Source organism: Mesorhizobium sp. WSM4832, assembly GCF_055811115.1.
The window spans coordinates 1-12,138 of record NZ_JBVVQH010000028.1 but is presented as its reverse complement, the minus strand read 5'-3'; the positions used below and the strand labels follow the sequence as shown (position 1 = coordinate 12,138).

Annotated in this window: 13 protein-coding genes; 5 read left to right on the top strand and 8 right to left on the bottom strand. The window is 63.1% G+C overall.

Annotated features, from left to right (window positions below; all coding sequences use genetic code 11):
• Window positions 1-271: 271 nt before the first annotated feature.
• Window positions 272-1,063: an ABC transporter ATP-binding protein gene (locus AC0L2L_RS29875; RefSeq protein ID WP_473583457.1), complete on the bottom strand. Its 792-nt coding sequence runs from the start codon at window positions 1,061-1,063 to the stop codon at window positions 272-274.
• A gap of 116 nt (window positions 1,064-1,179) precedes the next feature.
• On the opposite strand from AC0L2L_RS29875, the gene AC0L2L_RS29870 reads away from it, so the two are divergent.
• A complete protein-coding gene (locus tag AC0L2L_RS29870) occupies window positions 1,180-1,584 on the top strand; it encodes a cupin domain-containing protein (protein WP_036259447.1) in 405 nt (134 codons plus the stop codon).
• Window positions 1,585-1,601: 17 nt separating this feature from the next.
• Here AC0L2L_RS29870 and AC0L2L_RS29865 read toward each other — a convergent pair whose 3' ends face one another.
• The 3 genes from AC0L2L_RS29865 to AC0L2L_RS29855 form a co-directional block, all read right to left on the bottom strand.
• Entirely contained in the window at window positions 1,602-1,943 is a 342-nt protein-coding gene (locus AC0L2L_RS29865) for a hypothetical protein (protein ID WP_473583456.1), read from the bottom strand.
• A gap of 38 nt (window positions 1,944-1,981) precedes the next feature.
• Entirely contained in the window at window positions 1,982-3,433 is a 1,452-nt protein-coding gene (hydA, locus tag AC0L2L_RS29860) for a dihydropyrimidinase (RefSeq protein ID WP_473583455.1), read from the bottom strand.
• A 64-nt stretch (window positions 3,434-3,497) separates the two neighbouring features.
• A complete protein-coding gene (locus tag AC0L2L_RS29855) occupies window positions 3,498-4,748 on the bottom strand; it encodes a Zn-dependent hydrolase (protein ID WP_473583454.1) in 1,251 nt (416 codons plus the stop codon).
• 121 nt (window positions 4,749-4,869) lie between these two features.
• Between AC0L2L_RS29855 and AC0L2L_RS29850 the strand changes: the two genes are divergently transcribed.
• Window positions 4,870-5,508 (top strand): TetR family transcriptional regulator C-terminal domain-containing protein, encoded by a 639-nt coding sequence (locus AC0L2L_RS29850; protein ID WP_473583453.1) that lies wholly within the window; start codon window positions 4,870-4,872, stop codon window positions 5,506-5,508.
• 99 nt (window positions 5,509-5,607) lie between these two features.
• On the opposite strand, the gene aptA is transcribed toward AC0L2L_RS29850, so the two are convergent.
• Complete coding sequence (gene aptA, locus AC0L2L_RS29845) at window positions 5,608-6,936, bottom strand: omega-aminotransferase AptA (RefSeq protein ID WP_473583452.1); 1,329 nt, start codon at window positions 6,934-6,936, stop codon at window positions 5,608-5,610.
• A 238-nt stretch (window positions 6,937-7,174) separates the two neighbouring features.
• Here aptA and AC0L2L_RS29840 point away from each other — a divergent pair, with 238 nt between their 5' ends.
• Window positions 7,175-7,804, top strand: a complete 630-nt coding sequence (locus AC0L2L_RS29840) for a TetR family transcriptional regulator C-terminal domain-containing protein (RefSeq protein ID WP_473583451.1) — start codon at window positions 7,175-7,177, stop codon at window positions 7,802-7,804.
• 297 nt (window positions 7,805-8,101) lie between these two features.
• Here the strand turns inward: AC0L2L_RS29840 and AC0L2L_RS29835 are convergent, their stop codons facing one another.
• Window positions 8,102-8,974, bottom strand: coding sequence for a helix-turn-helix transcriptional regulator (locus tag AC0L2L_RS29835; protein WP_473583450.1), 873 nt, complete (start codon window positions 8,972-8,974; stop codon window positions 8,102-8,104).
• Window positions 8,975-9,077: 103 nt separating this feature from the next.
• On the opposite strand from AC0L2L_RS29835, the gene AC0L2L_RS29830 reads away from it, so the two are divergent.
• Both AC0L2L_RS29830 and AC0L2L_RS29825 read left to right on the top strand, forming a co-directional pair.
• The gene (locus AC0L2L_RS29830) at window positions 9,078-9,923 is read left to right on the top strand and encodes an SDR family NAD(P)-dependent oxidoreductase (RefSeq protein ID WP_473583449.1); all 846 of its coding nucleotides are present in this window, start codon (window positions 9,078-9,080) and stop codon (window positions 9,921-9,923) included.
• On the top strand, window positions 9,920-10,642 hold the full coding sequence (locus tag AC0L2L_RS29825; RefSeq protein ID WP_473583448.1) for an SDR family oxidoreductase: 723 nt from the start codon (window positions 9,920-9,922) through the stop codon (window positions 10,640-10,642). Before AC0L2L_RS29830 ends, AC0L2L_RS29825 begins: the two co-directional genes overlap by 4 nt.
• 39 nt (window positions 10,643-10,681) lie before the next feature.
• Here the strand turns inward: AC0L2L_RS29825 and AC0L2L_RS29820 are convergent, their stop codons facing one another.
• Window positions 10,682-11,140, bottom strand: a complete 459-nt coding sequence (locus AC0L2L_RS29820; protein WP_473583447.1) for a carboxymuconolactone decarboxylase family protein — start codon at window positions 11,138-11,140, stop codon at window positions 10,682-10,684.
• Between the two features lie 29 nt (window positions 11,141-11,169).
• Window positions 11,170-11,688 (bottom strand): RrF2 family transcriptional regulator, encoded by a 519-nt coding sequence (locus tag AC0L2L_RS29815; protein ID WP_473583446.1) that lies wholly within the window; start codon window positions 11,686-11,688, stop codon window positions 11,170-11,172.
• Window positions 11,689-12,138: the final 450 nt, after the last annotated feature.

The window sequence follows — 12,138 nt, the reverse complement described above, 5'->3', positions numbered from 1 at the left end:
CAAAGCGCGACGTATCCCATTCTTCGTCATCCTAGGGCGGAGCAAGGAGCGAAGCGACGCGGCGCAGACCCTAGGATCCATGCCGTTACTTCTCCGCTCCGCAACGGTGCAAAACAGGGCTCCCTGCGCCTTGCGGCGTTTAGCGGGCATTCTGCGCCGTTTTGACCCTTCGGCCGAGGTCACGGCATGGATCCCAGGGTCTGCGCTCCGCTTCGCGTCGCTCCGCCCTAGGATGACGAAGTCACAATAAGCCGCTCGCTGGTTCACGGCCTCAATCATCATAGCTGTGCCCAGCCCTCAGGCCGTCGCGCACGCGCGCGGCGATCGCCAGGAATTCCGGCGTTTCGCGGATGTCGAGCGGCCGCTTCCTCGGCAGCGTCGATTCGATGATGTCGGTGACGCGGCCAGGACGCGGCGACATCACCACGATGCGCGTCGACAGATACACCGCCTCGGGGATCGAATGGGTGACGAAGCAGATCGTCTTGTTGGTCCGCTCCCACAATTCCAGCAGCTGTTCGTTCAGATGGTCGCGCACGATCTCGTCCAGCGCGCCGAACGGCTCATCCATCAAGAGCAGGTCGGCATCGAAGGCTAAAGCGCGCGCGATCGAGGCGCGCTGCTGCATGCCGCCCGAGAGCTGCCAGGGATATTTCTTCTCGAACCCGGAGAGGTTGACGAGTTCCATCGTGCGCTTGATGCGCTCTGCCTGCTCGGCCTGGCTGAGGCCGATGACCTCCAGCGGCAACGCCACGTTGCGCTCGATCGTGCGCCACGGGAACAGCGCCGCCGCCTGGAAGACATAGCCATAGGCGCGTTTCGCGCGCGCCTGCTCCGGCGTCATGCCGTTGACGGAGATCGCCCCGGAGGTCACCTTCTCCAGGTCGGCGATGACGCGCAGCAAGGTCGTCTTGCCGCAGCCGGACGGGCCGATGAAGGAAACGAATTCACCCTTGCCGATGCTCAGGTCGACATTGGACAGTGCCTGCACCGGACCGTCATTGGTCTGGAAGGTGAGGCCGAGCTTGCTTGCCGAGACGACGGCTGGCGGCTGTTCGGTCATTGGCTGCAGCCTGCCTTTCGCAGCCGCTGCCGCGACGTCCGCAATCCGGTTGATTTTATGATAGCGTTGCTTTCCACTCGTCCTGTCCCATCCGATCGACGCCCGGAGCTTTGCCGATGTCGCCTAAACCCACATGTCATCTTGTCCGCCCTGAAAGCACCTATCAAGGCAAGCAGGGCTTGAGCTATTTCGCCGGCATCGCCGCCGAGACCGTCGGCTCCTCCGGCATTTGCATGCATCTTCTCACCATGCCGCCCGGCGCCCGCGCCAAGGCGCACATGCATGAGAACCATGAGACGGCAATCTACGTGCTCTCGGGCGAGGTCCATACCTGGTACGGCGACCGGCTCGAGCATCACATCGTCGTCAAGGCAGGCGACCTCTTCTACATTCCGGCCGGCGTGCCGCATCTGCCGGCCAATCTGAGCGGCGCCCCGTCTTCGGCGGTCATCGCGCGCACCGATCCCAACGAACAGGAAAGCGTCGTCCTGCTGCCGGAATTGGATGCGCTGGTCGCCTGACGCTGACGGGATCGCCGTCATTTGCATCGCGCGACTTCGCCCATCACATTGCCGTCTTCATCGGCCACCACCAGCTTCTTCGCATTCTTGGTACTGCGCTTGATGGTGAACTTGGTCGGCGATTGTCCCTCTTCACCTTCCGCCTCGCACTTTGCCGTCGCCACCAGCGAACCGTCCGCCTGCACCTGCTTTTCGCTGAAGGTGCAGGCGCTGGCCGCCGTGATCAGCTCCTTGTCGGTCAAAAGCAACATCTTGTCGGCAGCGACCTCCTGGCCGTTCTTGTTGATGCAGCCATATTTGTCGCCATAAGGCTTGCTGAGGTCGATGCCCGCCGCGTGGGCCTGGCCGGCGGCCAGCATCGCTGCTGCCGCGATCGCAAGATGGAGAGCCCGCACGCTCAGACCCCCGTCGCCGGAATGCCGGTGCGTTCCACCTTGCGCGGCGCGGAAATCTCTTTCCAGGTCGACAGCGCCCGGTTGACCGCGGCATTCGGCTCGCGCGCGACGAACTCGCCATGGCCGACCTTGGCCTTGACGTCCGCTTCCTCGATCGACAATTCGCCGCGCGAGAAGACGAAGCGCGGCAGGCCGGTCACCTCGACGCCTTCGAAGACGTTGTAGTCGATCACCGATTGCTGCTTCTTCGAAGTGATCGTCTTCTTGCGCTTCGGATCCCAGACGACGATGTCGGCGTCGGCGCCTTCGACGATGGCGCCCTTCTTCGGGTACATGTTGAGGATCTTGGCGATGTTGGTCGAAGTCACCGCGACGAACTCGTTCATCGTCAGCCGGCCGGTGTTGACACCCTTTGTCCACAACACCGGCAAGCGGTCCTCGAGCCCGCCGGTGCCGTTCGGGATCTTGGTGAAATCGCCGATACCGTTGCGCTTCTGCTTGGTGGTGAAGGCGCAATGGTCGGTCGCCACGACTTGCAGCGATCCGGCCTGCAGGCCGGCCCAAAGCGAATCCTGGTGGAGCTTGTTGCGGAAGGGCGGGCTCATCACCCGGCGCGCCGCGTGGTCCCAGTCCTTGTTGAAATATTCGCTCTCGTCCAGCGTCAGATGCTGGATCAGCGGCTCGCCGAACACCCGCATGCCCTTCTGGCGGGCGCGGCGGATCGCTTCATGGCTCTGCTCGCAGGAGACATGCACGACATAGAGCGGCACGCCGGCCATGTCGGCGATCATGATGGCTCGGTTGGTCGCCTCGCCTTCCACCTCCGGCGGCCGCGAATAGGCATGGCCTTCGGGGCCGTTGTTGCCGGCGGCAAGAAGTTTTTGCGAAAGCGCTGCAACCACGTCGCCATTCTCGGCATGGACCAGCGGCAGCGCGCCGAGGTCGGCGCAGCGCTGGAACGACGAATACATCTCGTCGTCGTCGACCATCAGCGCGCCCTTATAGGCCATGAAGTGCTTGAACGAGGTGATGCCCCTGTCGACGACATCAGCCATCTCGTCGAACACCTGCTTGCCCCACCAGGTGATCGCCATATGGAAGGAATAATCGCAGGACGCCTTCGACGTCTTGTTGTCCCACATCTGCAAGGCTTCGAGCAGTGATTGCTGCGGCGCCGGCAGGCAGAAATCGACCACCATCGTCGTGCCGCCCGAGAGAGCCGCACGCGTGCCGGACTCAAAATCGTCGGCCGAATAAGTGCCCATGAAAGGCATTTCGAGATGGGTATGCGGATCGATGCCGCCCGGCATGACGTAGCAGCCCGTGGCGTCGAACTCGTGATCCCCATGCAGGTTCGAGCCGATGGCGACGATCTTGCCGTGCTGCATCAGCACGTCGGCCTTCCAGGTGCGGTCGGCGGTGACGACAGTGCCGTTGCGGATGACTTTGGTCATATCTGTTCCCCTGTTCTTTCGCGCTTCTTTGCGAGCGGCGTTGCGAGGTGGTTGGTCTAGCCGGTCATTCGACGATCCCCGCCGTCTCCACCACTGCGTGGAACAGCACGTCGGCACCCGCCGCCGCCCATTCCCTGGTGATTTCCTCGGCCTCGTTGTGGCTGAGGCCGTCGACGCAGGGGCACATGACCATCGCGGTCGGCGCGACGCGGTTGATCCAGCAGGCATCGTGGCCGGCGCCGGAGACGATGTTGCGGTGTGAATAGCCCAAGCGATCAGCCGCATCCCGCACAGCCTTGACGCAATTCTTGTCGAAGGTGACCGGGTCGAAATGGCCGACCTGCTCGATCTCGTACTTGATGTCGAGCGCGTCGCAGATCGTGTCGATGCCTTCGCGGACGCGGCCATCCATGGCGTCGAGCACTTCCTTCTCGGGCGAGCGGATGTCGATGGTGAAGACCGTGCGGCCGGCGATGATGTTGCGCGAGTTCGGATAGGCCTGCATATGGCCGACCGCGCCGACGGCGTCGGGCTGGTAGTCCATGGCGATCTCGTGCACAAGCTCGATCACCCGCGCCATGCCGAGCCCGGCATTGCGGCGCTTTGGCATCGGCGTCGAGCCGGTATGCGCCTCCTTGCCGGTCAGCGTCACCTGCAGCCATTTCAGGCCCTGGCCATGGGTGACGACGCCGATATCGATACCCTCGTCCTCGAGGATCGGCCCCTGCTCGATATGCAATTCGAAGAAGGCGTGTATCTTGCGCTCGCCAACCTTCTCGGTGCCTTTCCAACCGATGCGCTCGAGCTCCTCGCCGAACTTTTTGCCGTCCTTGTCGACATGCTGGTAGACGTCGGCCTGGTCGAGCACGCCGGCAAACACGCCGGACGCCATCATGGCCGGCGCGAAGCGTGCGCCTTCCTCGTTGGTCCAATTGGTGACGACGATCGGGTGCCTGGTCTTGATGCCCAGATCGTTGAGCGAGCGCACGACTTCGAGCCCGCCCAGCACGCCGAGCACGCCGTCATACTTGCCGCCGGTCGGCTGCGTGTCGAGATGGCTGCCGACATAGACCGGCGGCAGGCTGGGATCGGTGCCTTCGCGGCGGGCAAACATCGTGCCCATCTCGTCGAGGCCCATTTCGAGCCCCGCGGCCTCGCACCAGCGCTTGAACAGATGGCGACCTTCGCCGTCCTCATCGGTCACGGTCTGGCGATTGTTGCCGCCGGCAATGCCGGGGCCGATCTTCGCCATCTCCATGATGGAATCCCACAAGCGGTCTGAATTGATTCGCAGATTTTCGCCGGGTGCGGCCATTTGCGGTTCCCATTTTCACCAGGGGTCTTGTCGCCCCTTGAGTGGTTTGCATCCTGACCGTATGGTCAGCTTTCAGACTACACAACCTGACCAAGCGGTCAACGAGAATCTTGGGAGAGACATGACCGAATCCACCCGTCCCATGCGACGACAGGATATAAGGCGGGAGAATGAAAAAGCCATTCTGCTCGCCGCCGAAAAGGTGTTCGCGGAGGCGGGGTTCGGCGGCGCCACGATGCAACTGATCGCCGACTTGGCGGGGCTGCCAAAGGCAAATCTCCACTATTATTTCGCCACCAAGGAAGAGCTCTACCGGTCCGTCGTCCAGAACATCTTCGAGATCTGGCTGCAGGCGGCCAATTGCTTCGACGCAGCGCGCGGGCCGATAGACGGCATCAGCGCCTATATCGACGCCAAGATGGAGATATCGCGCCGCCACCCGGACGGCTCGAAAGTCTGGGCCTCCGAAGTGATGCACGGCGCGCCGGTGCTTCAGGACTATATGGAATCGACGTTGCGCGAATGGACCGACGGCCGTGTCGAAATCATCAAGCGCTGGATCGAGGAAGGCAAGATGGACCCGGTGGACCCGCGTCATCTGCTCTACATGCTCTGGGCCACGACCCAGCATTACGCCGATTTCGGGCACCAGATCGAGACGCTCAACGGCGGCAAGTCGCTATCCGACCGCCAATGGCGGGAAGCCAAGGAAAACATCAAACGGGTGATCCTGACAGGCATCGGCGCGCTGCCCGCCTGAATCGCATTGTCCCGAAGGTCGGCGCGTCGGGCGCCGACCTCACTCAGCGGCGTCACGGACACCCTCCCCTCGACGGGAAGGATATCCACGACCCGCTTATCAGTCGATCGACCTCAGCACTTCACGCACATGGTCGATCAGTTCGTTGATCTGGCCCTTGGTGATGATCAGCGGCGGCGACAGAGCAATGATGTCGCCGGTGGTGCGGATCAGCGCGCCGCGCTCGAACGCCTTGACGAAAGCCGAGAAGGCCCGCTTGGTCGGGCTGCCGGCAATCGGCGCCAGCTCGATCGCGCCGATCAGGCCGATGTTGCGGATGTCGATGACATGCGGCTCGCCCTTCAGCGAATGCAGCGCATCTTCCCAGTAAGGCGCCAGCTCCTCGCCGCGCGTCAGCAGGCCCTCTTCCTTGTAGGTATCGAGCGTGCCCAGCGCCGCGGCGCAGGCGATCGGATTGCCCGAATAGGTGTAGCCGTGGAAGAACTCGATCATATGCTCGGGGCCGGTCATGAAGGCGTCGTGGATTTCCTTCTTCACGAACACCGCGCCCATCGGGATGACGCCGTTGGAGACGCCCTTGGCGGTGGTCATGATATCCGGCGTGACGCCGAAATAGTCCGCCGCGAACGGCGCGCCGAGGCGGCCGAAACCGGTGATCACTTCATCGAAAATCAACAATATACCGTGTTTCGTGCAGATTTCCCGAAGCTTCTGCAGATAACCTTTCGGCGGCAGGATGACGCCGGTGGAGCCGGCGACCGGCTCGACGATGACGGCCGCGATCGTCGAGGCATCATGCAGCGTGACGAGGCGCTCAAGCTCGTTGGCGAGTTCCGCGCCATGCTCCGGCACGCCTTTCGAGAAGGCGTTCTTTTCCGGCAGATGCGTGTGCGGCAGGTGGTCGACGCCGCCGAGCAGCGTGCCGAACATCTTGCGATTGGTGACGATGCCGCCGACCGAGATGCCGCCGAAATTGACGCCGTGATAGCCGCGCTCGCGGCCAATGAGGCGGGTGCGCGAGCCCTCGCCCCTGACACGGTGATAAGCGATCGCCATCTTCAGCGCGGTCTCGACCGATTCCGAACCGGAATTGGTGAAAAAGACATGGTCCATGCCCTTGGGCGCGAGGTCGACCAGGCGGTTCGCCAGCTCGAACACGATCGGGTGGCCCATCTGGAAGGCCGGCGCGTAGTCGAGCTCGGCCGCCTGGTTCTGGATCGCCTCGGTGATCTTCGGCCGGCAGTGGCCGGCGTTCACGCACCACAGGCCGGCGGTGCCGTCGAGCACCTTGCGGCCGTCGCTGGTCGTGTAGTGCATGTCCTTGGCGGACACGAACATGCGCGGCGCCTGCTTGAACTGCCGGTTTGCCGTGAACGGCATCCAGAATGCGCTGAGATCGTTCGGCGTGACTTTCAGCCGGTTGGACATGACCAAGACTTCCCCTTGTAACCTGTTTCGATGCGGCCAACGCTTGGTCTTCGCTGCGTTTTCGTGCTACGCAAATTTTTGACCGGTTGGACAAACGTTGGCACCGCCCGTCGGCGGTCAAAGGATTACTAGCGGAAATGCGGCATAAAAAGCGCGCTCCACAGCCCGACGAAAAACTGGTCCAGAGAATTGGTCCAGAGAGTCCGGGTCAAGACGGCCGGCAAGGATGACGGCGACGATGGATAGCTCAGCTCCCCGCCGCACCCGCATCCAGCAGGAAAAGCGCGAGCTCATCCTCGAAGCCGCGCTCGAAGTCTTCTCCACCAACGGTTTTCGCGGCTCGACCATCGACCAGATCGCCGAAGCCGCCGGCATGTCGAAGCCGAACCTTCTCTATTACTTCCGCCGCAAGGAAGACATTCACGAGACGTTGATGCAGCGGCTGCTCGACACCTGGTTGGCGCCGCTGCGCGAGCTGGATGACATCGGCGATCCGCTGACGGAGCTCAGAAGCTACATCCGCAGAAAGCTCGAAATGGCGCGCGACTTCCCGCGCGAAAGCCGGCTGTTCGCCAACGAGATCCTGCAGGGCGCGCCGCGCATCAAGCCGATGCTGGAGGGCGAGCTAAAGACGCTTGTCGACGAGAAGGCCGCCGTCATCAAGGGCTGGATGCGCGCCGGCAAGATCGTCCGCACCGACCCCTGGCACCTGATCTTCTCGATCTGGGCGACGACGCAGCACTATGCCGATTTCGACGTCCAGGTCCGCGCCGTGCTTGGCGCCGATCGCGGCGGCGACGGCCGCTTCGAGGACGCGGCGCGTTTCCTCGAGCAGCTGTTTCTCGATGGGCTGAAGCCGAAAGGTTAGCGGTTCGTCATAACAGCCCAACGGGCTGGAACAACTTGCGAGCCGTTTGGCTGTCACTGCCCTTGGAGATTGGCCGAAGCCTCCCAGCTTCGTCATCCACGGGCGGAGCGGGAGCGAAGCGGACGCGCAGACCCGAGGATCCATTCCGTTACCTTGGCCGTGGAGCGCAGCGGAGCAGAATTCTGGGCGGTAGCGGCGCGCAAAGGTCACGGAATGGATCCTCGGGTCTGCGCTGCGTCGCTACGCTCCTTGCTTCGCCCGTGGATGACGAAGCTGATGGGTGGCCGCCGGCCAGCCTCACGCGATGCGCCGTTCGCCCGGAAGCCCCTCGAGTAGCTTCCGCAATTTCGCAACCGAATTCTGCTCGGCAAGCGGCGTGTAGACGATCAGCTTCATATCCGAACCGTCATCGATCGAAAGGCTCATATGCTCGAAAGCCATCGCGCCGGCTACCGGATGCCGCAGATGCTTCACACCGGACAGGCGGTGCACCACATCGCGCTGCGGCCACCACTCGCGAAACTCCGGACTTGAGCGCATCATCAGTTCGATCAGCCGTTCGAAATCCGGATCGCCGGTATATTTCGCGCTCTCGGCGCGGAACGCGGCAAGCGTTGCGCGCGCCAGTTGTTCCCAGTCCACCAGCAGATGCCGCCGGTGCGGATCGGTGAAAACGCCGTGGATGATGTTGCGGGCATCGCCCTCCAACAGGCCGTAGTCGCCGAAAATGGCGACGGCCGCGTCATTCCATGCCAGCACGTCCCAGCGCGGGCCGACGACATAGGCGGGCTGCAGGACAAGGCTCTGCAACATGTGCAGCAGAGGTCCCTCGACCTTTGCCTGCACGATGCGCCGCCGCTCCGGCTGCTGGCGGCCGGCAAGCGTGAACAAATGCCGCTGCTCGGCGTCGTCGAGCCGCAGCGCCCGGCCGAGCGCCGACAGCACCTCGACCGAAGGCCGCACGTCCCTGCCCTGTTCCAGCCACGTGTACCAGGTCGTGCCGACGCCGGCGATCATCGCCACTTCCTCGCGCCTCAGTCCCGGCGTGCGCCGCCGCTGCCCGGCCGCGATGCCGGTGTCCGAAGGCGAAAGCCTCTCGCGGCGAGAACGCAGGAAGGCGCCAAGCTCGCGCCGGCGGTGGTCTTCGGGGGAATGGGCAATGGCATCCATCTGCATATTATAGCAGTACTGATACCAGGATAAAGTTTGAACTGTTTACGACACGCGCGCTGTCCCATCTTTCCGTTCAGAGCAGCGCAAGGAGGCTCTGAACATGGAACTCAAAGACAAAACCATTCTCGTCACCGGCTCGACCGATGGCGTCGGCCGCGTGGTCGCCGAGAGGCTCGGCGCCGGCGGCGCGCGCGTGCTGGTGCATGGCCGCGACCAAGGCCGCGGCAAGGCGACAGTCGCCGCCATCGAGGCAAAGGGCGGCAAGGCAGAATTTCTCGCCGCCGACCTCGCTTCGCCTGCCGAAGTGCGCCGCCTCGCCGAAGCCGTACGCGCAAGCACCGACCGGCTCGATGTTTTGATCAACAATGCCGGCGTCGGCACCGGCGGCCAGGGCGCCAAACGGCAGGTCAGCGCCGACGGCTATGAACTGCGCTTCGCCGTCAATTATCTCGCCGGCTTCCTGCTGACGTCGGAGCTTTTGCCTCTGCTCAAGGCAAGCGCGCCGGCGCGCATCGTCAACGTCGCCTCGGCCGGCCAGCAGGCGATCGACTTCGACGATGTCATGCTGACCCAAGGCTATAGCGGCGTGCGCGCCTACTGCCAGAGCAAGTTGGCGCAGATCCTGTTCACCGTCGATCTGGCCGGGCAGCTCGACGGCACCGGCGTCACCGTCAATGCCCTGCATCCGGCAAGCTATATGGACACCACCATGGTTCGGCAGGCGGGCGTCACGCCGTGGAACTCGGTCGAGACCGGCGCCGACGCCATCGTCAATCTCGCCACCTCGCCCGCGCTCGAAGGCCGCAGTGGCCGCTATTTCGACGGTCAGCGGGAATCGCACGCCGACGCCCAGGCCTACAATGCCGCAGCACGACAACAATTGCGAAGCCTGAGCCTCGACCTTGTCGGCCAGGCTTCCTCACAATCGAAGGAACAGCATTCATGACCGACAGGATCGAACACACAGTCATTATCGGCGGCTCGTCCGGGATCGGCCTGGCGACCGCGCGAAAGCTGCTTGGCCCAGGCATGAAGGTGACCATTACCGGGCGAAACCAGGACAAGCTCGTCAGTGCCTGGAAAAGCCTTGGCGGCGCCGCCGACAAGGCGGCCTTTGATGCTGCGAACCCGGATGAGGTGCGTCTGTTCTTCGAGCGCCTCGGCCCGTTCGATCACCTCGTTCTGGCGGCGAGCGGCGGCAAGGGCCTTGGCCCGTTCCACGCCCTCGACCTTGCCGATATCGGCAGCGGCGTCGACGAAAAGATACGGCCGCAATTGTCCTGCCTGCAGGCCGCCTTGCCGACGCTGAACAAATCGGGCTCCGTCACCTTCATCTCGGCGGTCTCGGCCCAGCTCGCCACGCCCGGCGTCGCCGGCATAGGCGCCATCAACGGCATGCTCTTGACCGTCGCGCCGATCCTGGCGGTCGAGCTGAAGCCGCTGCGCGTCAATGTCGTGGCACCCGGCGTCATCGACACGCCCTGGTGGGATTTCATGCCCGATGAGCAGCGGCAGGCGGTCTTTGCCGAATACGCCGGCAAGACACCGGTCGGCCGCATCGGCCGCGCCGAGGATGTCGCCGCGGCAATAGCCTTCCTCGTCTCCAACGGCTTCATGACCGGCCAGGTGCTCACCTGCGACGGCGGGCTGAGGTTCGCGGCGTGAACAAGGCGCGCGGTCTTTAATCCGCGCGCCGCCATCCGTTCAAGCAGCCTTCGCCGCCGGCATCGGATGAAGGGCGTGGAACGACACGCAAAGCCGGTTCCAAGTGTTGATCATGCCGATCACGACGGTCAGCTTGACCAGTTCTTCCTCGGAGAAATGCTCGAGCGTCCTGGCGTAGAGATCGTCAGGAACGCCGTTGTCGGAAATGTTCGTCACCTTCTCGGTCCAGGCAAGCGCAGCGCGCTCGCGTTCGGAAAACAGCGGCGACTCCTTCCAGGCGGCGACAAGATAGAGCCGGGTCTCGGTTTCGCCGTCGCGCCTCGCCTCGCGGCTGTGCATCTCGACGCAATAGGAGCAGCCATTGATTTGCGATGCCCGGAGCTTGACGAGGTGCATCAGGCCTGCCTCAAGTCCGCACTTCTCGACCGCTTCGTTGAGCGCCGACACCGCCTTCATGATTGCCGGCGCCTTGGCGAAAAATTGCAGTCTCTGTTTCATTGTCTTTGCCTTTCACATTGTCTGGCGGGTTAATTCTGGTTGGTTGAAGCGGTTTTCTGCGGCCGCTGGTGACGCTCGACGAAAGCGCAGCTCGCGGCATAGGATCGCGGATCGCCTTCGGCCGCGTACTCCGCCACGATGTCGGACAGCTTCACTTCGGCGAGCGCCGCCCGATAGGCGCGCTCGGCCTTCAGCATCGCGGCGTTGATGCCGCAGGGTTTGACATAGGCGGAAGCATCGATCTTGACGGGGCCGTTGCGGCGGATCTCGCCGCAACGAAAAGCAGGTTCGCGGCCCTCGACCGCCAGCACGATATCGAGCAGCGTGATCTGTTCCGCCGCCCGCGCCAGCCTGTAGCCGCCCGCCGGCCCCGGCACCGATTCCAGAATACGCGCCGCCGTCAGCTGGTTGAGATGCTTCAGGAGATAGCTCGGCGACAAGCCAAAACACTCCGCCAGCGCAGCGCCCGGCATGGTGCTGTTGCCGTCCACACTGGCAAGCGTCGCCGCGCAGTGGATGGCTGCCTCAACGCCCTCGCCCAGTTTCATGATGCGCTCTCCAATTCATGGATATCTTTTATCGTGGATATTTTTTATCTGCAATAGGAAAATGGAGAATCCGTTGCTTTCGAAACGAAATGCGTAGGTGATTGGCGAAATCGGCGATGACAGCGTCTTTCTCCCCGTCACTATACGGGGAGAAATGCCCGGCAGGGCAATGAGGGGCAACGCCAACTTTGGGATCTAATTGCTGAGACCATACAAATCGCCCTGTGCGAACACACAGCGCGATTGCGCCAGATCGTCAGTAACGCGTGGAGGTGCGGGGGCGACTGATGGGCGGATCATCTCAAACGTCGCGCTGCCCCTCATCCGCCTGCCGGCACCTTCTCCCCGTATAGTGACGGGGAGAAGAGAAGCTTGTCCGAACCGGATAGATAGGTAACAGAATGGACTGATTAGATGGGTGACAGTTTTCTCGTTTGCCGGGAGGACCGG